This is a genomic window from Neobacillus muris (assembly GCF_943193175.1).
Taxonomy (GTDB): Bacteria; Bacillota; Bacilli; order Bacillales; family Cytobacillaceae; genus Neobacillus; species Neobacillus muris.
Genome location: NZ_CALPDF010000001.1, coordinates 25,785 through 52,512, shown reverse-complemented (window position 1 = coordinate 52,512; position 26,728 = coordinate 25,785). Strand labels below are relative to the sequence as shown.

Sequence of the window (26,728 nt, the reverse complement as noted above, 5' to 3'; positions counted from 1 at the left end):
GCGAAGTAATAAGAAGGGGAAGAATCCGCTGCTTTAATGCATTACAGGAGTGGGGGACAGTCCCCTTTTTATTTTCTTAGGATAATAATTATTTTGTAGTATCCAATCAAAAAAGGACAATAGACAATTAGTATTAAAATGGTAGTCCGTTATATTTAATTTGAAAAAAAGTTATTCATTTTTGGATTGGAATCCCGTAATATTTCAACTAATGAGAAAAGTAGGGGTTGATGGGATGGGGATATAAGCCAATTAATAGAACTGAGTGAAAAGATAAGAGATGTTCGAAATAATTATTGGTGGAATGAGGTTGTATTTTCTTTTAATTGGTGGTTCCTGTTGATTCTTGCCGTTCTCCCATGGATTTTATGGTGGAAATTGGTGGATCGGAAACGGATGTTTGAAATCTTTTTTTATGGAAGTCTGATCTCTATATATTCCGTATTATTGGATGATATTGGTTCCTACTTTGTTTTATGGATTTATGAATCTCAGGTATTGCCAATCACGCCTCGTCTCAACCCGATTGACTTAACGATCATGCCGGTCACCTATATGTTCGTTTATCAATTTTTGAAAAAGTGGAAGCATTTCCTATTGGGGCAAGTCATTTTAGCTTTCGGCGCATCATGCCTATCGGAGCCTCTGTTTACATGGATGCACATTTATCTGCCGCTTAATTGGGAGTTTTATTATTCATTTCCGATTTATTTAGGTATGGGAATCATGAATAAATGGTTAGTGGAAAGAATCGCAAAATTACAGCAGAACACCTGACAGGATGATTGTAATCGCAAATGGGCAATGGACCATTCTATTGATAGATAGGGCATTCATTTCTATAATTATGTTATTCAATTAGGAAGGAAATGAGTGTGGCGAAAAATGGAGATTTTAAAAAATGACTGGGCACCACTCTTGAAAAGCGAGTTCGAACAGCCCTATTATCAACAATTAAGAAGCATTTTAAAGGAAGAATACCAAACAAAAGTAATCTATCCCGATATGTATGATATTTTTAATGCCCTTCACTATACATCCTATCAGGATACGAAAGTGGTGATTATCGGCCAGGATCCATACCATGGGGCGGGACAAGCCCAGGGATTGAGTTTTTCGGTGAAACCTGGTGTTACCATCCCGCCATCATTGAAAAATATTTATAAAGAGCTGCAGGATGACGTAGGATGCTACATCCCAAATCATGGCTCATTGGTGAAGTGGACTCAGCAGGGGGTACTGCTGCTGAATGCGGTGCTGACGGTACAGGACGGCACGCCCAACTCCCATAAAGGCTTGGGGTGGGAGCAGTTTACCGACAAGATTATTGAAACGTTGAATCTGAGGGAGACCCCGGTGGTGTTTATCCTTTGGGGGAAATTTGCCCAGCAAAAACAGCAGCTGATTACCTCACCTCAGCATTACATCATAAAATCTGCCCATCCAAGCCCTTTCTCCGCTAACAGCGGCTTCTTCGGCAGCAAGCCCTTTTCCCGGACAAACGCCTTCCTCCGGAAAATCGGCAGACAAGAAATTGACTGGCAAATACCAAACATAGAATAAAGGGACTGTCCTTCGCTGGTTTAAAGTGTTAGCGAACTGGGGGACAGTCCCCCGGCGGTTTAATGCGTTAATGTGCAATGGTCACGGATTATTATTTGGTTAAGCGAATTTTTGTGTTTTTGGGGCGTTAGTGATGTCCTGATAGTGGATAAGTAAGTTTTCAAATATTTGTTCCCATCTTTGAGTTAAGGCATAATTTCTTCCGGCATTCCCCATTTGGGCTCGAAGCCAATCATTTTGGAGCAGGTGAATCATGGCTTTTGTAAATTCCTCTGCCTCACCAGGCTGGCATAAATAGCCCGTCACACCTGATTTCACAATGGTCCTTACCCCGCCGGAGTCCGCTCCAATCACAGGCGTACCGCTGGCAAGAGACTCTAAAACCACATTGCCGAAAGTCTCAGTAGGGGAGGGGAAAACAAATAAATCGGAGGCGGAATAAATCTCTGCCAAACTTACCCCATTCAAGAATCCGGTAAAAGTCAGATTAGCTATTCCTTGGTCTTCCATACTCTGGCGAAGCGGTCCATCCCCTACAATGGCCCAGTGGATCTTCTGATTCACTTCCTCAGGAATTAAATGAATAATCGCTAGAAGCGTATCAATGTCTTTTTCCGGTGCCAGCCTGCCTACATACGTAATCAAGTATTGATCAGGACAGCCATACTTCTTTTTAATCGCCTTCTTATCATAATTCGGGTGAAAAAGCTGGCAATCTACTCCTCTCGGCCAAATTTCTAGATTTGTAAAACCATGATTACTCAGCTGCTGCAGGGTTTCACTGGAAGGAACAAATAATTTTTGGCAGGGCTGGTGAAACCAGTACATGTATTTCCAGAGGATTTTCGATAAAAATGGGAGGTCATAGTACTGCAGGTATTGGTCAAAATTGGTGTGATAGGATCCTGCCAGCGGTATCGCAAGTTTTTTTGCAAAATACAAGCCGCACAGTCCGATATTGAAAGGGGTAGCCACATGAATTAAATCCGGGTTGAATTTTTGCAATTTGGCCTTCATTTGCCGTAAGCTGGGAAAAGCCAGCCGGCATTCAGGGTATAAGAAAAATGAAAGGCTTTTAAACCGATGAATATGGCTTGAGACATATTCATCGGAATAAGAGGAAGGAGCGAATAGTTTGTACTCAATACGATGTTCTTCTAAGTAATCGGTCAGCCGCTTCAGTGTTTTGGCGACCCCATTGATGTCTGGATAAAAGGTATCTGTGAAAATGGCAATCTTCATAAAATCCCTCCTAGCCAAATAGTTTCCACGGCTTTTGAATGGCTGCACTTGCAAAGACGGGAGGCCTTCCTACGGAAAGATACGTAATCCCGTGTTTTTCGATGTCACTCAGAGAGTAGCAGTTTCGTCCATCTATGATGACGGGCTGCTTCATATAGTCTGTAAAGATATTTAGCGGGGCATGCTTGATTTGATCCCATTCCGTTGCAATGATAGCCAAATCAGCGTCTTGGAGAGCCTCCTTCAAGTCCTCGGTATATTTGATCGAATCCCCAAAGATTTTTCGGGTATTGGGCACACCCGCCGGATCATAAGCAATGATTCGCGCGCCTTCGAGCTGTAATTCTCTAATGATCGTTAAAGACGCCGCTTCCCGGATGTCATCCGTATCAGGCTTAAATGCCAAACCAAGAACGGCCGTTTTTTTGCCTCTTAATGGGCCAGCAATCTCTTTTGCTTTTAAAACAGGAAGATGATGCTGGCGGTTATTTACTTTTATCACGGCCTCCAATAGTTCAAAGGGATGTTCCAGGTTGCCTGCAATCTGGACAAGTGCTTTTGTGTCTTTTGGAAAACAGGAACCGCCATAGCCAATTCCTGCTTGGAGAAAGGGGCTGCCAATCCGTTTATCCTGACCGATGGCATAAGCTACTTCATCGACATTTGCGCCTACTTTTTCGCAAATGTTAGCAATTTCATTAATAAAGCTGATTTTTGCTGCTAGAAATGCGTTAGCGGCATATTTAATCAGTTCTGCACTTTTTATATCGGTTTTAATTATCGGGATTTTCAATGGCAGATACAATTGCTCCATGATGGATGCTGCTTCGGGATTGTCAGTGCCAAGGACAATTCGGTCTCCGTGGAAAAAATCGAATAGTCCTGCGCCTTCGCGGAGGAATTCCGGATTAGACACAACATCTATTTTGATGGAAGGAGGAATACGGCCAGAAATAATGTCATGAATTAAATGGTTTGTACCTACTGGCACCGTGCTTTTTGTGCAAATGAGTGCATCTTGGTTGAGGTGATGAGCAATCGTATGGGCGGCTACAAATATATACTTTAAATCGGCAGATCCATCTGGCAATTCAGGTGTGCCCACTGCAATGAAAATGATGTCTGCTCCTGAATACGCTTGGCTTGGATTCACGGTAAATGTCAAGTTTCCATTCCTAATGTTTTTTTGTAGCAGTGATTCTAATCCCGGTTCATATATGGAAGGCTTTCCCTGCTGCAGGTCAGCAATTTTTTCCTCCTGAACGTCAATACAGGTAACCTGCTGTCCCATTTCCGCTAAACCAATACTTGTGATAAGTCCTACATACCCTGCTCCGGCAACCGTTATTTTCATCCAATCCCTCCAATGACATTGATACTTTCATTTTATGGGGAAAATACTGATTTTTTCTAAACCTTCTGTAAACAGACTGTAAAGACTTTGTATAGAAATCGGATTGCGTGTTCGGATGCACCGCCTAGCTGCCGCATTAACGTACTGGGGGACAGTCCCCCGCCGGTTTACCGTGTTAACGTACCGGGGGACTGTCCCCATTTTCCCGTTTTCATTTTTATATGACTCTTTCAATGAACCAATAGAGTCCAATTAGGCTTATGATGGCGGAGGCGCTGTGGACGGCTATGGTTTGCCAGCGGATTTTGCGCAGGTGCCAAATGAGCGGGAAGAGGATGATTAGGACGACAATTTGTCCTATTTCTACTCCCAAATTAAAGGATAGGAGCGGGGCAAACAGGTTTGCGTCCAGCTTTCCGATCAAAACTTCTGCGAAGCCAAATCCATGGATCATACCGAAGAATAAGGTGATGAGCCAGCGCCATTTAATCGATTTGGCAAAAATATTTTCAGCAGCCACATAAATGATGCTGAGCGCGATCAATGGTTCAATGATGCTGCCGGGGATGATGAGAATTTCTAGTGATGCCAGCGCTAAGGTAATGCTGTGACCGACCGTGAACGCCGTTAAAATTTTCAGATAGTCCTTGTATGACCCCTTCATTAACAGCAGGCCAAATAAAAAGAGCAAATGGTCAATTCCAGACCAAATATGCTTCATCCCCATTAGCAAATAATCCCCAAAACCTAATGTCCCCGTCGAATCTTGGCCTTCTGTTTTGCTGGAAGGCTGGACTCCGGATGTTTCCTGAGGTGTATCCATTTTGGCATGTCCTTGAAACACAATATGGCCTTTCGTAAACAAGTGCTCAATGACCTCCTGCCCATTCTTAATGGTCATAAAGTTTTGATGGTTCTTATCCACATCGTTAAAGAAGAGATTATAATCGATCTCATATTCTTCAATCGGCTCATCAAAGGAAAACTCCATGGAAATCCGAAACATTTGATAATTTGCCCGTTCCGTCATGCTGATCGTTTTTATCTGCGCCTGCCCCTTGATTCCGTTATTGATAACAGACAAATTTTTCAACACGAACTGTTCGATCTCTGGTTTAGATTGGCTGATTTCATCTTCTTTCATATACCCGTCTTGATTTTTATCAATATTGAGTAAACCGCCGAGCAGATCTCCCAACAAAAATAAATCATAGGTCATTGTATGATCATTGATTGTCACATCAGAATAACCGTGTGAGCCTGAATGGGCAAAAGCCAGCGGCGGCCTGAATTGTAAAATGCCGGATGCTAAGAGTAATAGGAAACAAATTCTTACTGTTATGTAGCGCTTCATATGATGAAGTACCTCCTCTTAAACTTGTAGTACGAACGAAACAAGTTTAGTTTAATCGAGAAGTTTGGCCATCAGGTGATTTTTTACAAAAGAATTACAAATAATCAGAACTTTTTACATTTACTTTAAAATCCGTTAACAGTCTACCACTATAATTTACCTGTAATAAAAAATTTGAGGGGGAAATTATGAGTAAACGCAGAAGAACAAAAATGCAAGACAAGCTCCTAGTCTATATTTGTATCTTATCCATCCTACTATCAAACATTAGTTTAGCCCTTCCGTCACACAAACTAGCTGCTGATACGGAAGCTGGCGGCACGGTAGTAACGAATGCAGCAGAAGTGGAACAGAAGAGCAACAGCGGATTAAATTTGCCGGAACAAACCCAGCAGCCGGAAGAAGAAACAAGTCATTTACCGTCATCCCAAGAGCCGGCGGCTAGTCAAAGCGAGGCAGCTGTGCAAGGCGCTGAACCACCGCAAACTAGTGATCAGCCGGCTGAGCAGGTTACAGAAGGGCAGACAACACAAGAGATGAATCCTGCCTCTCAATCAGAATCAGCAGAAGAAGACTTTAATCGTTTACCTGCACTATTAATTCCAGAAATTTCACCTGATTCAAAAGGCACCGATAGCTTTGAATTTTTTGAGCTATATAACAACACGAACCAGTCTATTCCCTTAACCAATTATCAATTTGTGTACCATTATACAGATAGCAGTTATCCAGATAAAATATTCCAGGTATCTCCTGTTACTATTGATTCACAGGAAACTCTCGTATTCTGGTTTAACAATAATGGCTTACCGTTAGCTGACTTTAACGCCAAATTCGGAACCCAGTTAACAAGCGATCAGGTAGTGGAATTTAAAGACATATTCCCTGGATTTGCGAACGGTGGAAATCGTGCACTCGTACTGAAAGACCAAGAAGGGAAAGAGGTCATTTCTGCAGGATACCTGCCGGGTGAAACAAATAATGAAGGAAAAGTCGTTCAATATCAATATCCGGCCGCAGGTACGGAGATGACAAAACTTCAAGTTTTAGCGAATCCGACACCAGGGGCGATTGAAGCTGGACAAGTTCCAAGCACACCCGTATCTTTGCCGGATGTTCCTAAAGATACAACGGCTCCAGAAATTGTTCATACAGCCATAACGGAAAGCAGCCCATTACAGCCGGTTCACATCCAAGCGAATATAACAGACGATCAAGCTGTAGCTCTTGCCACTCTGTATTATCAAGAGGAAGGCGCTGAAGGATTTACAGCTGTAACCATGAAGGCGAGCGCGGAAAACCCTGCAGTCTTTGAAGCGGAAATTCCGGGCACGAATGTCAAAGGAACGATTCATTATTATATTGAAGCAACCGATGGCTTCAACACGAAGAAAACAGAGGAATATCAAATAGCGGTTCATATGCCGGAGGATACATATAGCAGCCTGCCGCTGTTAATTACGGAAATGTCTCCGAATTCAGCCGGCACTGGTACTGATTATTATGAGTTCTTTGAGCTGTATAACAATACAAACAAATCGATTTCTTTAACCAATTACTCATTTATTTACCGTTACACAGATGGCAGCAAGCCTGACTTGCCATTCCAGCTTCCAGAGGCAACCCTTGAGCCGCAAGAAACAAAAGTATTTTGGTACAATACTGGCGGACAGACACTGGCTGATTTTAACAACAACTATGGATTGCAGCTAAGCAGCAGTCAAGTAGTGGAATTTAAAGATGCATTCCCTGGTTTTGCAAATGGCGGAAACCGCGCCCTTATTTTAAAAGATCATTCAGGAACAGAAGTTGTTTCCGCAACATATTCAGATGTTGACAATGATAATGATGGCAATGGCATTCAATACAATTTCCCATCAGAGGGAACGGTGATGGAAAAATATCTTGGCAAGGCAGCACCGACACCGGGGACGATTGAATCCATTCAAGTTCCAGCCAAACCTGTTGATTTGGATGAAGCTCCAGCTGACACAGAAGCACCTGTTATCACCCATACGCCTGTAACCGAAAGCGAAGCCTTTGCATCGATCAACATACAAGCAGCGATTACCGATAATCAGGCGGTGCCATTTGCAACACTCTACTATAAGAAATCGGGGGAAGAAAGCTTTTCTTCTGTTTCGATGAATGCAAGTGCTGAGGATGCAGGAACTTACTCTGCAGACATTCCTGGTTTAACCGTAGAATCAGATATTACTTACTATATAGAAGCTTCAGATGGCGCAAACAATGCAAATACAGAAGAATATGTAATTAAAATCAACAAACCTTATGTAGATTTCAATAAAGTCCCGCAATTTCTTGTCACAGAAGTAGTGCCAGACTCTACAAATGTGGGATCAGCGGATGGATATGAATTTATAGAAATCTATAATAACAGTGACAAAGATATTAATTTCAAAGATTATAAGATTCAATACCGTTATGGAGAGGATCCAACAACCGATGTTATCTGGCCTTCTATCCCGGATGATGTGGTCATCCCAGCAAAAGGCACTCTCGTATTTTGGATTATCAACGGTCAGAATGACAGCAAAACCGTTGCTGATTTTAATAAAAATTACGGTACAAATCTAGTAGAAAACAAAGACATTGTCAGGATTTACAGTGCTGGTATGGCCAATGGAGATATGCGCGGTCTTGTCGTGGCCTCCAATACGAAAAAGGAAATTTCCGTCTCTTATTATTTTGATCAAGCCAATGTGGATGATACCCAAGCGAATATGGGCATTGTCTACAGATATCCAGTGGACGGATCTACGAAACTAATAAAAGTCAGCCCTGGCCTGAATCCGGCTACGCCTGGTAAAGTGGATGCCTTTCAAGTGCCGGTGAAACCTGTTCATATTGCAGAGGATACCAATCCGCCTGTGATTGAAAATGAGACAGCCGTCTCGAAGGTCGATCAAAAAGAGGATATTCAAATTGTTGCTGATGTAGAAGACGATACAGAAGTGAAATCCGTTCGGTTATACTACCGCCCGAATACACAAAGCGATTATAAAGAGGCTATTTTACCAGAAAATTTTGATGATACGATGTACCACTATACCATTTATTCTCCTGAGATCATCGGCAAAGAATATGTCGAATACTACTTCGTGGCCTCTGATGGAGCGAACGAAGTAACAAGCGACACATACAAGGTGACTGTAACTAGTGATCTGGATGATTCCAGCCTTCGGTTAAATGTTAAGGATGGCGACATTCTTAAAGGGGAAAAGATTTTAAAAGGGACATCAAAAGAAGACGCTCCTGACCAGGTCAAGCTGTTTATTGACGGCTCGGAGCTGAACGAAAACACCTATAAATCAGTAGAGAATACAGCCTACTTTGCCTTCGAAGCCAGTGGTGTGAATACGTTCTTCCAGAACGGGGTAACCATGGGTGACGACATTTTAAGGATTTTTGATGACGCAATTAACGATTGGACGACCATTACGGTACCAATCGATGCTGATCGTCTCCAATTAGGGGACAACATCATTACGATTCGTGCCGGCAACAAAGCATCACCATTCCAATTGGATGAATCGGAAGAAAACCGGGATGACTATAATATCCGCAATGTCCGTCTTGTGTTGCCGGATGGGACCATCTTGGTTGACCCTGCCCATAATGATCCTGGAAAAACGTATGATATGGGGGATGATGGGACATACCGTCCATTCGAAGATTTCAAGTTTACCATTGACGAAGGATACTCCCCGTCCAAAACCTACAAGTGGGATACAACAGCAGTTGCGGATGGCGTGCATACGATTAAAGCACAAGATATAGACGAAGAAATCAGCCGAACGGTGGTAGTCGATAACACGGCGCCGGCAATCCATACCAATATGATCGAAGGTAAAGAGTACAAAGGCAAGTTTACTATCGAGGCGGATGTAACCGATGAGCTCGCTGGAGCAGAGGCTGTTAAAGTCCTGCTGGATGATCAGGAAATTAAGGCGCCATATGAAACCTCTTCATCACAGCTGGCACCAGGCACGCACAAGCTGTTGATTACAGCGAATGATAAAGTGGGGAATATTGCAGAGGCCGCTGTTCATTTCTCTGTAGTCAATGAAAACCCGAATAAGCCTGAACTGGTTTCCCCAGCTGATGACAGTACTGCACCAATAGATGGTGACCCAGAGTTAAAGGTAAAGGTAACCGATCCAACTAACGATGACTTGAATGTTAATTTTTATCAGGGCTTCAAATATGAGGCCAGCAATACAGATGAAGTGAAAGCCTATAAAAATGCAACCGATGTAGAACCGCCGCAATCAATGACACCTCCGGGAGAAGAGGGCTTTTCTGCTGAGGATATTTCTCTTGTATCCGAAAAAGACGGCAGCTATTTAACGATGAATTCCGGTACCCAATTCCCTTATCACCGATTCGATGTGACGGTCGATCCCTCTGTTGACGAAAGCGATAAAGTGGAGCTTGTGTGGAACGGAAAATCATTGCCAGGGCGGAAAGTATCCATGTATGCCTGGAACCACCTGCAAGGCAAATGGTCGATGATTGCCTTTAAAGTGGCAGGATCTGAAGACTTTGAATTAAAAGGCAATGTCGCCGTAAATGAGTATGTGAAGGATTCAAAAATCAATGTGCTGATCCAGGATGAGATTCCGAAGTCACCGGATGAATATGACTATACCTTTGTATGGATGTCTGACACCCAATACTATGCGGAAAGCTATCCCTATATTTTCGAACGGCAGACGAACTGGATTGCTGAAAATAAGGACCGTTTAAAAATTAAATATGTATTCCATACAGGGGACGTCGTGGACGAAGCTGACAAGGAATACCAATGGAATTATGCCGACCAGTATATGAAAATCCTGGAAAACAGTATGGTTCCATATGGAGTATTAGCAGGGAATCATGATGTAGACCACAAAACAAGCGACTATACCCAATTCTCAAAATGGTTTGGCGAGGATCGTTTTAAAGGTAAATCCTATTACGGCGGCTCTTATAAAAATAACCGTGGCCACTATGACTTGATCTCAGCTAATGGAAATGATTTTATCATGCTGTACATGGGCTGGGGAATTCAGGATGAAGACCTGGAATGGATGAAGGATGTGCTAAAGCAGTATCCGGACCGTAAAGCGATCTTGAGCTTCCATGAATATCTGCTGGTTTCCGGAAATCGCAGCCCATTAGGCAACCGGATTTTTAACGAAATCGTGCTGCCAAACAAAAATGTCATCGCAGTCTTGAGCGGCCACTACCATGACTCGGAAACATTGGTGGACCCTGTTGATGATAATGGCGACGGAACACCGGATCGCCAGGTCTATCAAATGCTCGGCGATTATCAGGGAGGTCCTGAGGGCGGACAAGGCTATATGAAACTGCTCCATTTTGATCAGGACAATAATCGGATTATCGTCAATACGTATTCACCATATATGGATGATTATAATTTCTATGATCCGGAAACCTACCCAGGCAAGGATGAAATGGTAATTAATACCGACCTGCAGGTACAGGAAAAGCAGGTGGCAACTGATTATTTTGCTGTAAACATCTATACCGATCATAAAATTGACGAACAGCAAAAGGTAAAAAGCGGTCAAATGGCTGCTGCTAAATGGGAAGGCCTAGCAGAAAACAATCGCTACTTCTGGTATGCGACAGCAGAAGACGATTTTACCGGAGGTGCTGTTTCAGACATTTGGACGTTTACAAAAGGGAAAGCTGTGCAGCCGGATCCTTCAGATGACCAAGATGGCCAAGGTGATCAAGGTAACTCAGGTAATCAAGGAGATCCAGGCGGTAACGGTAATCCAGAAAACCAAAATAACCAAGGCGTTCAGGGGGGACTTGAATCAGAACAGCAGACAATCCCTGCTGAACAGCCAAAAAAACAAATCAAACAAGCAGGTGCTGGCCTGCCAATCACAGCCACGAACACCTACAACCTATTATTAGCGGGGCTGCTTCTCCTAATAATTGGTACAGCGGCATACACCCTAAACAAAAAACGGAAACAAGCATAATCTGGGGACAGTCCCCCACCGGTTTACTGCGTTAAAGCACCGGGGGACTGTCCCTGTTTTTTCTCGGAAAGACATACTTTCCATACATTATCTAGGCTGAAAACGGCCATTGTAAGAATACGAGGCAGGGGAGTAGAATCGAATGAAAATTACGAGGTGTAATTATGAAGCATAAATGGAAAATAGGCGCAGCGGCCATTGCGCTAATCTTGACAGCCGTCTTAGTCATCAGGCCATACCAGAATTCGGATGACCGCATTCGAACCCGGAGCGTAACAGAGAACAAACTTATCCAGGTACGGAACCTGCAGCAGAACCCGGGATCAATTCGGAAAGTCGATAGTATCGCGGCCAATGATAACTTGAAAATGAAGCTAAACAGCACGCCTGCCGTAAAAATTATTCATCATAATCAACAGGATAAAAGCCATTATTATGACAAGGAAGTCATTGTCCATTTTATAACAGCGCCAAGCGGCAGGGAACTGCAAAAAATCCTTGCCGATATCGACGGGATCGTAAAAGAGAAACATGACTTTGCCATTATATTCAAATCCAACAGCCAATCACCAGAAAAACTAATGGATTATTTCAATCATTTAGAAACCGTAGAGTTCACCGAGCCCCATTTTATCTACCTGCCAAACGAAGTAAACGATACGTATTACAGCGGCTACCAATGGAACCTGCCGGCCATTGGCACGGAGGACGGCTGGAACATCACGCGTGGGTCAAAAAACGTCAAAATTGCCGTGGTTGATACGGGAGTGGACCTTGACCACCCCGATTTGGCCGGAAGATTAATCGAGGGCTACAACGCAGTAGACGACAATAACAATCCTGATGATGATAACGGACATGGCACACATGTCGCTGGCATCATTGCCTCAAAGACCAACAATGGCGAAGGGGTCGCCGGGATCACTTGGTATAATCCGATCATGCCTGTAAAAGTCATGAATTCGGATGGGTCTGGTGGTTCGTTCGATGTGGCTGAAGGAATCCGCTGGGCGGTGGATCACGGGGCGAATGTCATTAACCTAAGCCTGGGAAATTACCAATCATCCACCTTGCTGGAAGATGCCATCAGCTATGCGCTCAGCAAGGATGTTGTCGTGATTGCCGCCGCTGGAAATGATAATACCAACCAGTCCAGTTATCCGGCAGCCTATCCAGGAGTGCTTGGGGTCGCGGCGGTCGACTCGAATGGAAAAAGAGCCGAATTCTCAAATTACGGGGATTACATTGATATTGCGGCTCCCGGGGTTGATATCGCGAGTACCTATTTACAAGGTGAGTATGCTGCCCTTTCAGGGACCTCGATGGCTGCACCGCATGTCACAGCCCTGGCTGGACTTATCCGTTCCATTAATCCATCACTAAAAAATACAGAAGTGATGGACGTTATGAGGAAAACTGCGCAAAAAACGGAGCCAGGATCTAACCAATTTTACGGAAGCGGAATCATCAATAATGTGGCATCCTTGCAGGAAGTGAATAGGAGAAAATGAAGATTAGCTAAATATAGGGGCCGCAAGCTTTAGGAATACAAAAAAAATAGGTACCTTCATTTAAAGAGGGGCACCCTAAAAAGGGTACCCCTGCTAACAGCCCGGAAACTTTGAACAAAGAGGGCTTTAAGTATAACGTTAAACAGCTTCCTTAAGCGCGGCTGTTTTCTGCTGCTGATTAATAAAGGCAAAGACACCAACTAATACAAGCAGGCCCCCGGCAATCTGCCATATGGACAGCTTTTCACTTAGCAAAAAGAATGCCAGGGTGGAGGCTCCTACGGGCTCGCCAAGAATGCTCATGGAAATCGTGGTCGCATTGACATAGTTTAACAGCCAGTTATTAATGACATGGCTCATCGTCGGGACAATAGCTAATAACAAGAAAATTCCCCACTCTTTAGCAGGGTAGCCGGTAAATTCTACACCTGTCATCAGGTTATAGAGAAAAAGGATAACGGAAGCAAAGAAAAAGACACAAAAGCTGTAAATCCAGTGTGATAATTTTTTGACGACACTTTGGCCGATCAATAGGTACCCCACCACAGAAATCACGCTAAAAAACGATAACAAGTCGCCGAGGATAGCATTTTTGCTTAAGGCAAGGTCTCCCCAGCCAATCATGGCAGCACCAATAATCGCAATTCCCATTGTCCCCAATACCGCACTGTTTGTTCGTTCTTTAAATAAGAAAAAACCCCCAATTAAGGAAACAACAGGCTGCAAGGCAAGAATAATCGTTGAACTGGCCACCGTTGTCAATTTTAAACTTCCAAACCAAAGAACAAAATGCATGGCTAAAAAGATCCCGGAAAAAAATAAGAACAGCCAGTTGCGTTTGCTGATTTTTTTAAATTCATGGCGTTTTTTTATCACCATAGGCAGCAGCAATATGCTTGCCATCGCCATTCGGTACATACTTAAAATGGATGCCGGCGCATCTGACCATTTCACGAAAATGGCCGAAAACGATATGGCAATAATCGAGATTGCCAGCGGCAGCCCAATGGATACGGAACGTTCTTCCTGTTTCATGGTTCCTCCCTTTCCTTGTGTCTCAAGCTGTCATTAAATCATTTTGCCAAGATAAAAAACGAAATTTATGATACCATACAAGTTAAAAAAGCGTGCTTTTGTAAATAAACGGGAGGACCGTTAGGAGGAGATTTTCATAAGGGCATTCAATCTTTCCTCCAGCAGCTGATTATAATAGTCTCTGGCTTCCTTGGAAACTTCGGTTATCATGATTGGCTCACCGAAGACCAGTTTCGCTTTTTTACGTAAAAGCAGATCTTTGAAATGATTGGGTCCGCTATAGGCAGCCGGGATAATCGGCACCTTCGCACGCTGGGCAATCGTAATCGCCCCTTGTTTGAGAGCAGTCTCCTCCGTCGTTCTCGTTCCGCTTGGAAAAATCCCTACGACTTCCCCCTTGGCTAAAAGCCGGTGAGGGATTTTTAATACGCTTGGTCCAGGATTTGCCCGATCAACAGGAAAGGCATTCAACTTTTTTAAAAACCAGGCCATAAATTTTTTTTGGAATAACTCCTTTTTCGCCATATAATGGATTTGCACAGGGAGCATGGTTACCCCGAGATAAAGGACATCAACCCACCCGGTATGTGTACAGGCAATCACATAAGGTCCTGACAGGGGGAGATGATGGTCGTTTTCTACCTTTATTTTTCCAAATAGACGGAGAATGCCCTTTACTAGCACTCCGATAAACTGATACAAATTTACCCCCTCCTGTTGTTGAAAGTGAGAGGGATGAGTTACCTCCCGACACTTTTTTCATCTGTTAAAATTATGCAGGTGCTGGTGGCATATGCAACGAGACCGTCTTTTGAATCGTACACCTGGCATTCCACGAGACCCGTTGCATTTCCTTTTTTTATGACTTTACCTACAGCACGTAACTTTGAATTCCAAACTGGCTTTATGAAATTAAGTTTCAATTCCACGGTTGTATAAGATGCGTTGTCAGGCAGCGTGGAGGCAAATGCACACCCCATCGCCGCATCGGAAATGTCACAAAGGATTCCCCCATGGAGAGTGTCCATTGGATTAGGCATCACATCAGATGCCTCCATTTCAAATACGGCCAAACCTTCGCCGGCTTCGACTAAGCTGATCCCGAGAAATTGGCTGTTCGGTGGGGGAGGAACTTCCCCTTCCATCATTTTCTGCAAGTTTTCCAGATAAGCCATCCCAATACACCCCGTTTGCATATAAAAATTCACAAAAATCTCCAATAATTTAACAATAATACTAGTAATCTGCCAACTATACTACTACGAAGGGAGGAACGGTGCAAGAAATATTTAGCATTTGCAATCAAGAGGATGCTAAGAATTCTTCTGGTGGAAATACTTTACATTAAAAGGAAAATGAGGTATTATTCTATTGACCAGTGGTCAATAAGGAGGATCCAGCAAATGTCACCGCGAAAACCTGTCCAGCAGGAATTAACACGAGAAATGATTATGGATGCAGCAAGAGATTTATTTGTCAGAAAAGGCTATCAGCATGTTTCCATGCGGCAAATTGCGCAAGAGCTTGGATGCAGCCATGGGTCCATTTATTACCATTATAAAAATAAGGCGGAGCTTTTTTACGCCTTAGTGGAGGATCATTTTGCCATGCTTGACCAAAAGCTTCAAGATGTACTTAAAGAGGACTTCGATGAAGCCCAAAAGCTGAAGCGGATTTTTTTGGCTTATATCGAATTCGGGCTCAATCATCAAAGCCATTATGAAATCATGTTTTTAACCAAAGATGAGGAAGTCAGAAATCTAGTCAGCCAAGGGCCGAACAGAAGCTACGAAAACTTTGCCCAAAGTGTTGCCCGTTTGAGCGGCAAGAAGTTAAAGGTCCAAGAGATTTGGCTGCTGTTTTTGGCTCTGCATGGGTTTGTCACCCATTATTGCCGATATGTAAATGGCTATGAAGAGGTTAAAGATCTTGCGGAAGCACATGCCAATTTTTTATTAAAATCGATACATTAATTTTTTTTAGGATTAATTGACCAGTGGTCAACAAGGGCGGAAGGGAGAATTTTTTATGAAGAAAGCATTGGTTTTGGGGGCGTCAGGTGGTATCGGCTATTCAATTGTGAAGGAATTATCCTCAAGAGGCGTTCAAGTGACAGCCTTTGCCAGAACGAAATCTAGGCTGGAAAAATTATTTGCGGCTGACCCCAGCGTTTCGATTTTTGCAGGCGACCTTTTTCAGCTTCATGATTTACGGGAAGCGGCAACTGGGGTTGATGTTATTTTTCATGCGGCGAACATTCCCTATGAGCAATGGGAAACGAAACTGCAGGGGTTGGTTACGAACATATTGACTGTAGTCAAAGAGAATTCAGTAAGGCTGGCTATGGCAGACAATGTCTATGCGTATGGAAGAGCAGGAAAGTGTGTAGTGGAAACCACACCAAAAAATCCGCATACCAAAAAGGGGAAAATTCGTCTTCAAATGGAAGAAAAAGTAAAGGGATCCGGGGTTCCGTTTATTCTGGCCCACTTTCCAGACTTTTATGGACCAAATGCCGAAAACACTTTGCTCCATTATACCCTTAAAAATGTCGCCAAACATAAAAAAGCGGCCTACGTTGGGGACCCCAAAATAGCCAAAGAATTCATTTTTACGCCGGATGCAGCCAAGGCGCTGGTCAATTTGGCGTTTCATGAAGAAGCTTATGGGCAGGTTTGGAATATTCCCAGCTCTGGTGTCGTTACGGGTGACGAATTAGTCGAAAAGCTCCGAGAAATTAGCGGTTATGATAAAAAAGTGTCCGTGATCAGCAAAAACATGATCCGGCTCCTTGGTTTGTTCAATGCAGGTATGCGTGAAGTGGTTGAGATGTTTTATTTGAATGAAGAACCGGTTGTGCTGGATGGAGGAAAATATGAAAAATGGATTGGTCCCCTGCCGCGTACTCCTTATAAACAGGGATTAATGAGAACACTGGAGTTTATGGCTCAGGATACAGAAGCAAGTTCGTGAGAGGATTGAAAAAGTGGAACGATATATGTACCAAAAACATCTGGCGCTGGTTGAAAAGGCGCCGGATGTTTTAACGGACAGTTTGATTTATTCTGGAATGCCCATGGCAGCTAAGTACTCTTGTCCGAAATTATTAAGAACAAAAGTTTTTTCCTCTGATTGGCTCATAATCCCATAGGCTCTTCCGACGGTTCCCCCTTGCTGATTCCAAATATAATTGTGATCGGCATCCACTTGAGAGAAATCGCGATTCTTCCATTTATCCAGGATTTCCAGCAAATCCGTTTTTAATTCGAAATGGCTGTTGCTGACAATCTCATATACTTGGTTAATGGTATCGGGGATCATGGGGATAGCCCCCCACTTATCTTCCGCCTTCACTTTCTGATGCGTCATTTTGTTCATGGCCTCCAGGACCGCCTCCTGTGAGCTTGTCTGATCAATTCCAATATCATATTGAACCCCGCCAATTTTTTCCGTCTGCTGTTTCTCTATTTCTTCCTGCTTCGTCGCCGCATCCTCAACGGAACCAGCATCATTCTGTGAAGCCTCCTGCTTCTCCTCATATCCAGATGCATTATCCAAAATCTTAAAAAATCCAAAAATGCCACCTGCCAAAACCGCCAAAACGATAACCGTAATCAGCAATATCCTTTTCACAAACACTCCCCCATTAAGCCAGTTCCCTTTACATTCACTTTACCAATAATTCCTAAATTTCACCAGTAAAATGGGGACAGTCCCCCGCTATGGTAAAGCATCACCGTGGCGGGGGACAGTCCCCGCGGGGCAACAGGGTATATTTCCAGTGTTTCTAGACGAGTATGGAGATAGGAAGGGGGGAAGGATGATGAAAGGTTTAGCCATATTCATTTGGATGTTGTTTATTTTCATTCTTACGTGCACGGCAAGCTTTTCCGAGCTGATGGCATTTGGTGAAATTCGGTTTCGCTTTGAGGCCCGGCCCGACTTAACTGATCTATTTACTCCTTTGCCAGAAGAATTAAGTAACGGTTTTATCAAACAAAAAGTGGGGCATATCCTTGCATTCTTCCTATTTACCATGCTTCTTCAAAGGAAAATGCCATATAAGCGTCACCACTTTATAGCGGCCTTCACTTATGCAGCATTTACTGAAATCATCCAATTGTTCTTTGCCAGAAACGGCCGTTTGTTTGATATTGGTTTCGACCTTGCCGGCATTACCTTGGCACTATGTTTCAGCCTATGGGCATCTAAATCCAGACAAGTTGATATAAATAGCCAATACGATTAAAACTGCCATAAAACATCCCCGGAACATATGAAACCCGGGGATAGGCGATCCTTATATGGGAAAAGTAGAGGCAGATTGAATATTTCTTGCCCCTCCATTTAAATAACAGACTTGCTGCGCAAGGCAGATATATAGGAGGTTCAAGGTGGAATCACAATTTAACGCACCTTTCAAAAGGGGGAAAGAGTATCAATATAAAAGGATTCCTATTGGATGAAATAACGGATAATTTTGATCCAGCCAAATAAGGCAATCCATAAAGGAATGCTTAAAGAAGCTCCCCACAATAATCCAACGAACAAACTCCCTTGTTCCTCCATAGCATCCGCTCCTTAAAATTTTTAGTAAAGCCTCTATGTCCTTCCAGTTCGGGACTTTGCGTATATTTTAAAAGGGTCTTGGAGTTTAATGGTCTTGTCTTAACATTATCAAAAAATGATTGCAGAAATAGTGGAAGGTTGACAGATAAATTTGGAAATCTATCGACAAGTATAACCGATGGGGATTCTATAGATATGATTGAAATGACTAAAAAAATATTAAAAAATACCAGAAATATAGGAAGGCAGCATCTGACATCGGCAGAGGAAAAGAATGATTTTTACCGGGAGGCTTAAAAAGCAGTCGAAAACTGCCTAACTGCCCCGAAGGATTTCCCCTCGGTTTGTTGTGCTGATTCCACCAAGTGCCCATTTTTGAGTGAGAATAGCTCCTTTATCCTTCTTATTACATATGTCTAGAGTGTAAGGGAAATAAACGAAAGTGGGTGTGGAAATGTTTCCGTTTTACGGTGGATACGGTTTTCCTGGCGGGGCTGGGTCCCTTGGGGGCTATGGATTCCCTGGCGGCTATGGATATGGGTATGGCTATCCTCCATTTGGGTATGGATTTGGCGGCTATGGCGGTTTCGGCGGCTATGGTGGTTATGGCGGTCATGGTTTCCCATATGGCCACCACCATTATGGACATTATGGGCATCATGGGCGTTAAGCGCAAAAGAAAAAAGAGCCAATTATTTGAGGGGGATAAGGTGCCAGCCCTATCCTCAACTACATAACAACCAAAGCGAACAAAAAAGAGGCTGCAGCGTGCCAGCCTCTTGCTTCATTAGACTAAATTTCTCGCCTTAACAAATCTTTGCATTCGTTTTAGAGCTTCCTGCAGCTGGGGCATCGAGGCGGCATAAGAACAGCGGACATAGCCTTCTCCGCTCTCCCCGAAAACATGGCCGGGCACAACCGCTACCTTTTCTTCGCGAAGCAGCTCCTCGGCAAACTGCTCCGACGTAAAACCAGTCGTTTTAATAGAAGGAAACACATAAAATGCTCCGCCTGGATTATGGCATGGCAAACCGATTTGATTCAATGTCTGCACCATATAATTCCGTCTGCGCCGATAGCTCGACCGCATCGCCTCCACTTCATGGTAGCCATTTCGAAGCGCCTCTATGGCACCGTGCTGCAGCATATGGGGGGCACACATGGTTGTATACTGATAAATTTTCAGCATGACCTCCACTAATGCCTTCGGGGCCGCCAGCATACCTAACCTCCAGCCGGTCATCGCAAAGCTCTTGGAAAAACCGTTTAGTAAAATCGTCCGTTCATACATCCCGTCAATTGCCGCAAAACTCGTATAGGGTTCATCCTCATAAACCAATTCCGCATAAATTTCATCGGAAACGACCAGCAAATCGTATTTTTCAACAATCTCGGCAATTTTCTCCAAATCTTTCTTATTTAATGTACTGCCTGTCGGATTGTTGGGTGAACTAAGTAAAATAGCTTTAGTTCTGTTGGTTATTTTTTGTTCAATCTGCTCAGGGGTTACCTTAAAGCCGTTTTCCGGCGAAGTGGAAATCGCCACAGGTTTCCCTCCAGCAATAGCAACCAAAGGGGCATAGGCTACAAAGGCAGGCTCCACAATCAATACTTCGTCGCCTTGGTTTAAAATTGTCCGGAACGCCAAATCCAACCCTTGGCTGGCACCAATCGTCACAATAATTTGATTGGCCGGGTTATAATTAACCGAAAATCGGGTGCTTAAATACTTCGAGATTTCCTCGCGCAGCTCCAAAAGCCCGGGGTTGGCCGTATAGGACGTAAATCCCTGTTCCAATGATAAAATCGCTGCCTCACGGACATTCCATGGCGTAATAAAGTCCGGTTCACCGACTCCTAAGGAAATCACCCCTTCCATGCTGGAAGCCAGGTCAAAAAATTTGCGAATCCCGGAAGGCTGCAAATCCTTTACGGTCTCCGACAAATAATGAGAATACTCTTTTCTCATGGTGAAACCACCATTCTTCGGTCTTTGTCTCCGCCATCTTCAAATAATACGCCATCATGCTTGTATTTTTTTAACATGAAATGAGTAGTGGTGGAAACCACATTTTCAATCGGTGATAATTTTTCTGAGACAAACGCCGCAATTTCCTGCATCGTTTTTCCTTCTATGGTGATCGACAAATCATAGGCACCCGACATTAAGTATAAAGAAGACACTTCTGGAAATCGGGCAATCCGTTCGGCGACCTCATCAAACCCCACTCCCCGCTTTGGCGTTACCTTTACATCAATCATGGCAACGATATTTTCCTGGCCCTCCACCTTACTCCAATCAATCAAGGTAGGATAGCTTATAATAATTTTTCCGTCCTCTAGCTTCTTAAGTGTCTCCCTGACAGTTTCCTCGCTGCACATTGCCATTAAAGCAATAGTTTCAACAGGAATTCTATGATTTTCCTCCATGATTTTTAAAATCTCAATTTCCTCACCAGTTAGTTTCATCCGTTTTTCTCCTTTGGGTAAAAGTGTTCTATTGTTGATTGTAAAATTATTTTTCATGGCTGTCACTAGAAAACATTCCTAAAAATAAGAATTATTAGATTACTGGTTTTGGCAAGAGGGATATTCAGGCTCATGCCGGCAGCAATTTTTAACCGAATAAGTCTATCAGATTGTACGAGAAATTGTAAAAAAATGTTATAAAAAATATTGGGAAATTTTTGGAAGGTCGACAAATTACAACACCCTAATATAAAAGTACTATATATAATAGGGACATCATGTTTAATTAAGAAAACAGTCCTATAAAAATAGAGAAAAATAGTGAAATGGTCGTGCTTAATCCTTTGCATTAGCCTGGGGTTATAAAAGAGTAAAGCAGTTCAGACGCCAATGGATTGCATTTTAGGGGTGAGATGATGGTTATTTCTGATGTGGAAACGCAAATATTAGATGAAGAATGGGTAGCGCTTATTTTAGAGGCAAAAGAGCTGGGACTTTCTATTGAAATGGTCAGGCAATTCTTCGACCAGAATAAAGGTTGAGTGTCATTGATGTTTCACATACATAAGATGGCTGACGTTAAGAAGCGGTCTTCTCCCCGGGGATTCTTAGAGGGGCTGGGCTTCTTAAGGTCAGCCTGTTTTTTGAAAATATGGCAGCCGCTAAATGTCAGTCTCCAATCAGCTATTCGGCGATCAGGAAAGCATCAGAATAACCAGCTTGCCTGATTTGGCCTAAATGGGCTTGGGCATTTTCTGGGCTGCTGAAGGCGCCAGCTTGGACGCGGTACCAGGTTTTCCCTGAGATGGTGACTGCTTTCACGAAGGCTTCGATGCCTTGTGAATGGAGAGAAGCGGCACGATTGTTTGCATTTTCTATGGAAGTAAACGACCCGGCGATTAATTTATATAGTTTGCCAGGGCCGGGGGCAGGATTTGGTGCCGGAGCGGGTGCTGGGGCTGCCTTGCGGCTGAGGCCAAATGCTCTGGCTAAACCGTTGGCATGGCCTTGTGCCACATTTTGCCGCCATGATGGCTGTTTCATTAGCTCACTATCGTGAGCATTGCTGATAAAACCATTTTCAGATAAGAGCGCCGGCATCGCGGATTCTCGGAGCACATGAAAATTTGCTCTTTTTTGCCCGCGGTCGGCCAACTGGTTGAGTTTAGCAATTTCCTCGTGAAGGAAATCCTGGTATTTTGCTGTGGCGGCGGAGTCTGGCAGGCCGCTGTAAATATAGTCCTCATATCCTAAGGCGGAGCTTGGGCCAGAGTTAATATGAATGGACAAATAAAATTGTGCTCCCCATGCATTGGCCTCATTGGTCCGTTGGCTTAAGCTCTTTGCTGCGTCATCTGTCCTGCTCATCATCACTTCTGCGTCCTCATAGTCATTCAATAGGATGGACCGAATTCTTTGCGCGATATCTAATGTAATATCTTTTTCGTTCAGGCCATTTCCTTGTGCCCCAGGATCATTTCCCCCATGCCCGGGATCTACATATAGTTTCATACCTTTCATCTCCTTACCTATTAGGTTATGAAAAAGAGCTTAATTTGGAACGGGCTGATTGCATCTATTATTTATAAAAAAACAAGAGCAAAGGACAGGCAGTTTTTTATAAAAAGAAAAACCCTTGGATGAAGGGTTTTAGGCATAATCGTTTAGCTTGTGATACTATTTCGTACTGCTTGTATATTGCCAATTGCTGAATCCAGCATTCTTCCATAAAGATTGAGAATGGATTGCCCGTAAGTAGTTCCGGGGACAGCCCATTTACCGTTAAGGTCAGTCCATGTTGGTGCGGAGCCTCGTGCTACTAGGTGAAAGCGCGGGTCCAGAAGCGGATATTGGTTTGGCAGTGGATTCGTTGTCGCGTATGCGTACAAATGCTGCATCTGGGCAATCACCCCTTCTTCCGGTGTGGCAAACATAGCTCCTTGAGTGCTGCCGCCAGTTGCCCCAATCCCGGCAAAGTTGTTTTGCCCAGGCTGGACGGTTCCTGTAAATCGGAAGAAGTCTGTCTCGTGCAAGGCCTGTGCAAAGGCGATATCCCCTCGAATACCATAATATCGGCCAATGGTTACATAATAAATGCCTAGTTCCGGCGCATTCGGATTAATCTGTTTAACAAACTGGTCCATTTGCATAGGGGACAGGATGGTTGGCCCTAGAATCGTATTGACAGGCAGTCCGTTGCTAGGAGTGCTGCCGCCTGCATCTGGAGACGGGCTAACGGGTACCTCAGGAACAGTTGAATCAGGAACTGGTGTGGCTGGTGTTTCTGGCATAGGGGTAGTTGGTGCGTCAGGAGCTGGATTTGGAGCAGCTGGCGCTGGTGCTGGTGCTGGTGCTTCAGGTTGAGGGGTGCTTGCAGGTGCACTCACGCTTCCCTGGTCGGCGATAATAAAGGCATCTTGTATGCCAGCATTTTTGAGTTCTGTCAATCTATTTTCTGCATTTGCCCGATTGGCGTAGGCTCCTGTTTGAACCCGGTACCAAGTGACTCCATTGATGACCGTTGTATCAACAAAGGAGTTAATGCCTTTTGAATGGAGAAAGGCCACCCTTTCGTCGGCATTATCTCTTGATTTAAAAGAACCTGATATGACTTTATACAGGGTACCTGTTGTTGATGGCTGCTGCGGGCTGCTTGCTGCAGGCGGGTTATTGGGAGCTGGGGCTGGATTTGCTTTTGGCTGAAGATTAAAGGCTCTGGCTAACCCATTGGCGTGCCCTTGAGCGACACTTTGGCGCCATGCTGGCTGATTCAGCAATCCGGCATCAGCGGCATTGCTGATAAAGCCATTTTCCGTCAATATGGCATTCATTTTTGTTTCTCTTAATACATGGAAGTTTGCTTTCCTTCTGCCGCGGTCCGGGAGCTGATTCGTTTTCATGACTTCTTCATGAATGATCTGTTGAATTCTTGCCGTTTGAGATGAGTCAGATAAACCGTTGTAGATGTAGTCCTCATACCCTCTAGCCGTGCTGCCCGCCGAATTGATGTGAATCGACAAGAAAAAGTCTGCTCCCCATGCATTGGCATCGTTGGTGCGTTGGCCTAAGCTGACGGTAGTATCGGTGGTACGGCTCATTCGCACTTGTACATTTTGATAATTGTTGACTAAAATTGCCTGTAAACGCAGCGCAATATCCAGTGTAATATCTTTTTCATTTAGTCCATTACCTTGGGCACCTGGATCCGCGCCTCCATGACCTGGATCTAAATAAATCTTCATTGCATCTCCTCCAAATTTTTATTTACAAGCAGCAAGTAGAGAGATAGGGGATCATCACTGTCATGTTATTCAGCAGTTGTCAAACTTGTTCTAGGCCTTTCGATTCTGCTTTTTTGGGAAAACAAGAAAATAGGCATAAAAACTACATTCATTCGAAAAAGGGATTTTTTACATTGTATTATAGTAAACAGCTAGGTTATGAAAGTGTTATAATACTGTAGGAAAGTGAATCTTAACTAAGGGGAAATGAAGCATGATTCTAGTTGTCGGCGGTGCCGGCTATATTGGCAGCCATCTTGTTAAGGAATTAGTCGAAAAAGAAGAAGTAGTCGTATTGGACAATCTGTCTACTGGCCATCGGGAATCCGTTGACAGCCGGGCGATATTCGTCAAAGGTGATCTCGGTAACGAGGAAGACCTGGATATGATCTTTAAAAGTTATCCGATTAAAGCAGTCATGCACTTTGCCGCCAACAGCCTTGTTGGGGAGTCGGTAACGGATCCGTTAAAGTATTATGAAAACAATGTAGCGGCGACGTTAACGCTACTAAAGGTTATGACAAAATTTAAAGTGAAGAACTTTATTTTCTCATCGACAGCGGCTGCCTATGGGATCCCAACCGTGGAGATGATCGATGAAACGACGCCAACGGCTCCGATTAATCCCTATGGGCACTCAAAGCTCATGGTGGAACAAATTCTTGCTGATTTTTCAAAAGCCTATGGTTTGCATTATGTGGTTCTCCGTTACTTTAATGCAGCAGGGGCGCATGAGTCGGGCGTGATCGGGGAAAGCCATGATCCTGAAACGCATTTAATTCCGATTATTCTGCAGCAGCTCTTGGGGCAGCGGGAAAAGATTTCGGTATTCGGTTCGGATTATGATACGAAAGACGGTACCTGCATCCGGGATTACATTCATGTTACCGATTTAGCAGCCGCCCATATTCTTGCCCTTGAAGCATTGCTTGAAGGAAAGAAAACAGCTGAGGTATACAATCTTGGCAACGGACTCGGCTTCTCCGTTAAAGAGGTAATTGAAACCTGCGAAAAAGTGACTGGAAAGCAGGCAAACGTGGAAATGGCTGACCGCCGTGCCGGAGACCCTGCAAGACTGGTTGCATCCTCCGCTAAAATTGATTCTGAACTAGGCTGGAAAGCCCAGCGGAATTTGGAAAAAATCATTGTCGACGCCTGGAATTGGCATCAAAACCAAAGGTACTAGTTTACACATAGGAACACCCAAACAAGGGTGTTTTTTTTTGCTCCCTTTTTCACATGAATTGTTGCTGGCGTTTGATTTTTGGGTTTTTTGCCGGCTCTCCATAAACTTCCTTGTATTTGCGGTAAAAATGGCTTTTATTCAGCCAGCCAACCTCATATATAACTTCCTCGATCGTTAAATCAGTGTTTTCAATCAAAAGTTTTGCCCGCTCTAAGCGCTCTTTTGTTTGCAGCTGCTTAAATGATTTGCCGGTTTTGTTTTTTATTAGATTGCTAAGGTAGTTTTTGTTGTAGTTTAGTTGTTTGGCCAGTTGGCTAAGGGTGATAGTCCGAAACTCTTGGTGGATGATCCGAAGGACTTCAAATGCTAGATTATTTTCGGTTTGTTGATGTGTATTTCCATGAACCTCATAGGGCACATTTTCAAGCAGCTCCATAAACAGGATGGAAATGTTAAGGCGGATGATTTCATTAGCAAAGGGACTATTTGAATAATATTTATCAATAATCTGATCTAATAATTGTTGGATGACAACATGCTTTGAGCTGCGGAAAATAACATAAGTTGAGTGGTTTTCACAGGTGTTATTTTCAAGCAAAAAACTAAAAATAAAGTGATTTTTATTCATAATACTGGTAAGGCTTTCAAAATCAAGGTTTTCAACGGGGATCATCAGGTTAATGAGCAAATCATTTACCCCTGGGGCTTTCACAAAATGTACAGCATCTTTATCCATTAGCAAAATGTCGCCTGTATGCAAAACTTCTTCATTGCCATTAATAACTTGCGTGACTGTCCCTGACAACATATAGTTTAGTTCCAAAAAATTATGGCTATGTTCAGGAAAGTCGGCAAAACGGGAGTGTTTGCTAATATAAACCTTGCGATTTTTTAAAAAATAATCTTTTTTAATAATCATTTTGCGGTCAATATTGGCGTAGGTCTCTTTATTAACTTTGGTTACTTTTCTTGCATTTTTAAGGTTATCTATTTCGTCTAAACTTATATTAAACAATAGTTCTTCCACGTTTTTTTGCATAGATAAAACCACCTGTAATTTTGTTACTTTTATTCTAACATAATGTCATTGTAAACGCTGACATTTATTTATAAAATTTAGAAAAATAGATAGGGAGGC

Annotated in this window: 23 protein-coding genes; 11 read left to right on the top strand and 12 right to left on the bottom strand. The window is 43.4% G+C overall.

Features of this window, described 5'->3' with window-relative positions; genetic code table 11:
- Window positions 1–339: 339 nt before the first annotated feature.
- Both NFS43_RS00235 and NFS43_RS00230 read left to right on the top strand, forming a co-directional pair.
- Entirely contained in the window at window positions 340–777 is a 438-nt protein-coding gene (locus NFS43_RS00235) for a CBO0543 family protein (protein WP_251548657.1), read from the top strand.
- A gap of 108 nt (window positions 778–885) precedes the next feature.
- Window positions 886–1,563, top strand: coding sequence for a uracil-DNA glycosylase (locus NFS43_RS00230; RefSeq protein WP_251548656.1), 678 nt, complete (start codon window positions 886–888; stop codon window positions 1,561–1,563).
- 99 nt (window positions 1,564–1,662) lie between these two features.
- Here NFS43_RS00230 and NFS43_RS00225 read toward each other — a convergent pair whose 3' ends face one another.
- The 3 genes from NFS43_RS00225 to NFS43_RS00215 all read right to left on the bottom strand — a co-directional run bounded on the left by NFS43_RS00225 (window position 1,663) and on the right by NFS43_RS00215 (window position 5,513).
- Complete coding sequence (locus tag NFS43_RS00225; protein WP_251548654.1) at window positions 1,663–2,805, bottom strand: glycosyltransferase family 4 protein; 1,143 nt, start codon at window positions 2,803–2,805, stop codon at window positions 1,663–1,665.
- Window positions 2,806–2,815: 10 nt separating this feature from the next.
- Window positions 2,816–4,159 (bottom strand): UDP-glucose dehydrogenase family protein, encoded by a 1,344-nt coding sequence (locus tag NFS43_RS00220; RefSeq protein WP_251548650.1) that lies wholly within the window; start codon window positions 4,157–4,159, stop codon window positions 2,816–2,818.
- Window positions 4,160–4,376: 217 nt separating this feature from the next.
- The gene (locus NFS43_RS00215; RefSeq protein WP_251548647.1) at window positions 4,377–5,513 is read right to left on the bottom strand and encodes a HupE/UreJ family protein; all 1,137 of its coding nucleotides are present in this window, start codon (window positions 5,511–5,513) and stop codon (window positions 4,377–4,379) included.
- A 188-nt stretch (window positions 5,514–5,701) separates the two neighbouring features.
- Between NFS43_RS00215 and NFS43_RS00210 the strand changes: the two genes are divergently transcribed.
- Window positions 5,702–11,539, top strand: a complete 5,838-nt coding sequence (locus NFS43_RS00210) for a lamin tail domain-containing metallophosphoesterase family protein (protein ID WP_251548644.1) — start codon at window positions 5,702–5,704, stop codon at window positions 11,537–11,539.
- Window positions 11,540–11,703: 164 nt separating this feature from the next.
- The gene (locus NFS43_RS00205) at window positions 11,704–13,050 is read left to right on the top strand and encodes a S8 family peptidase (protein WP_251548641.1); all 1,347 of its coding nucleotides are present in this window, start codon (window positions 11,704–11,706) and stop codon (window positions 13,048–13,050) included.
- A gap of 138 nt (window positions 13,051–13,188) precedes the next feature.
- On the opposite strand, the gene NFS43_RS00200 is transcribed toward NFS43_RS00205, so the two are convergent.
- From NFS43_RS00200 to NFS43_RS00190, 3 genes are all read right to left on the bottom strand, one after another.
- Window positions 13,189–14,085, bottom strand: coding sequence for a DMT family transporter (locus NFS43_RS00200; RefSeq protein ID WP_251548639.1), 897 nt, complete (start codon window positions 14,083–14,085; stop codon window positions 13,189–13,191).
- A gap of 120 nt (window positions 14,086–14,205) precedes the next feature.
- Entirely contained in the window at window positions 14,206–14,787 is a 582-nt protein-coding gene (locus tag NFS43_RS00195; RefSeq protein WP_251548637.1) for a lysophospholipid acyltransferase family protein, read from the bottom strand.
- A 38-nt stretch (window positions 14,788–14,825) separates the two neighbouring features.
- Complete coding sequence (locus NFS43_RS00190) at window positions 14,826–15,260, bottom strand: PaaI family thioesterase (RefSeq protein ID WP_251548634.1); 435 nt, start codon at window positions 15,258–15,260, stop codon at window positions 14,826–14,828.
- Window positions 15,261–15,488: 228 nt separating this feature from the next.
- Between NFS43_RS00190 and NFS43_RS00185 the strand changes: the two genes are divergently transcribed.
- On the top strand, window positions 15,489–16,058 hold the full coding sequence (locus NFS43_RS00185; RefSeq protein ID WP_251548632.1) for a TetR/AcrR family transcriptional regulator: 570 nt from the start codon (window positions 15,489–15,491) through the stop codon (window positions 16,056–16,058).
- 55 nt (window positions 16,059–16,113) lie between these two features.
- Window positions 16,114–17,058 (top strand): SDR family NAD(P)-dependent oxidoreductase, encoded by a 945-nt coding sequence (locus NFS43_RS00180; RefSeq protein ID WP_251548630.1) that lies wholly within the window; start codon window positions 16,114–16,116, stop codon window positions 17,056–17,058.
- Between the two features lie 87 nt (window positions 17,059–17,145).
- Here the strand turns inward: NFS43_RS00180 and NFS43_RS00175 are convergent, their stop codons facing one another.
- Window positions 17,146–17,718 carry a DUF6241 domain-containing protein gene (locus NFS43_RS00175; protein WP_251548628.1) on the bottom strand — a complete coding sequence of 191 codons (573 nt, stop codon included), beginning with the start codon at window positions 17,716–17,718 and terminating at the stop codon, window positions 17,146–17,148.
- A 190-nt stretch (window positions 17,719–17,908) separates the two neighbouring features.
- On the opposite strand from NFS43_RS00175, the gene NFS43_RS00170 reads away from it, so the two are divergent.
- From NFS43_RS00170 to NFS43_RS00160, 3 genes are all read left to right on the top strand, one after another.
- Entirely contained in the window at window positions 17,909–18,334 is a 426-nt protein-coding gene (locus tag NFS43_RS00170) for a VanZ family protein (protein WP_251548626.1), read from the top strand.
- A 398-nt stretch (window positions 18,335–18,732) separates the two neighbouring features.
- The gene (locus NFS43_RS00165) at window positions 18,733–18,951 is read left to right on the top strand and encodes a hypothetical protein (RefSeq protein WP_251548624.1); all 219 of its coding nucleotides are present in this window, start codon (window positions 18,733–18,735) and stop codon (window positions 18,949–18,951) included.
- A 157-nt stretch (window positions 18,952–19,108) separates the two neighbouring features.
- The gene (locus NFS43_RS00160) at window positions 19,109–19,324 is read left to right on the top strand and encodes a hypothetical protein (RefSeq protein ID WP_251548622.1); all 216 of its coding nucleotides are present in this window, start codon (window positions 19,109–19,111) and stop codon (window positions 19,322–19,324) included.
- 117 nt (window positions 19,325–19,441) lie between these two features.
- Here NFS43_RS00160 and NFS43_RS00155 read toward each other — a convergent pair whose 3' ends face one another.
- Both NFS43_RS00155 and NFS43_RS00150 read right to left on the bottom strand, forming a co-directional pair.
- Window positions 19,442–20,623 carry an aminotransferase gene (locus tag NFS43_RS00155; RefSeq protein ID WP_251548620.1) on the bottom strand — a complete coding sequence of 394 codons (1,182 nt, stop codon included), beginning with the start codon at window positions 20,621–20,623 and terminating at the stop codon, window positions 19,442–19,444.
- Window positions 20,620–21,123 (bottom strand): Lrp/AsnC family transcriptional regulator, encoded by a 504-nt coding sequence (locus tag NFS43_RS00150; protein ID WP_251548619.1) that lies wholly within the window; start codon window positions 21,121–21,123, stop codon window positions 20,620–20,622. The genes NFS43_RS00155 and NFS43_RS00150 overlap by 4 nt, the downstream gene beginning before the upstream one ends.
- Window positions 21,124–21,539: 416 nt before the next feature.
- On the opposite strand from NFS43_RS00150, the gene NFS43_RS00145 reads away from it, so the two are divergent.
- Window positions 21,540–21,665: an anti-repressor SinI family protein gene (locus NFS43_RS00145; RefSeq protein ID WP_251548617.1), complete on the top strand. Its 126-nt coding sequence runs from the start codon at window positions 21,540–21,542 to the stop codon at window positions 21,663–21,665.
- A gap of 142 nt (window positions 21,666–21,807) precedes the next feature.
- On the opposite strand, the gene NFS43_RS00140 is transcribed toward NFS43_RS00145, so the two are convergent.
- The gene (locus NFS43_RS00140; protein WP_251548615.1) at window positions 21,808–22,635 is read right to left on the bottom strand and encodes an N-acetylmuramoyl-L-alanine amidase; all 828 of its coding nucleotides are present in this window, start codon (window positions 22,633–22,635) and stop codon (window positions 21,808–21,810) included.
- 152 nt (window positions 22,636–22,787) lie between these two features.
- Window positions 22,788–24,365 (bottom strand): N-acetylmuramoyl-L-alanine amidase, encoded by a 1,578-nt coding sequence (locus NFS43_RS00135; protein ID WP_251548613.1) that lies wholly within the window; start codon window positions 24,363–24,365, stop codon window positions 22,788–22,790.
- A gap of 253 nt (window positions 24,366–24,618) precedes the next feature.
- On the opposite strand from NFS43_RS00135, the gene galE reads away from it, so the two are divergent.
- Window positions 24,619–25,590 carry a UDP-glucose 4-epimerase GalE gene (galE, locus tag NFS43_RS00130; RefSeq protein ID WP_251548611.1) on the top strand — a complete coding sequence of 324 codons (972 nt, stop codon included), beginning with the start codon at window positions 24,619–24,621 and terminating at the stop codon, window positions 25,588–25,590.
- Window positions 25,591–25,639: 49 nt separating this feature from the next.
- On the opposite strand, the gene NFS43_RS00125 is transcribed toward galE, so the two are convergent.
- Complete coding sequence (locus NFS43_RS00125) at window positions 25,640–26,629, bottom strand: AraC family transcriptional regulator (protein ID WP_251548609.1); 990 nt, start codon at window positions 26,627–26,629, stop codon at window positions 25,640–25,642.
- Window positions 26,630–26,728: the final 99 nt, after the last annotated feature.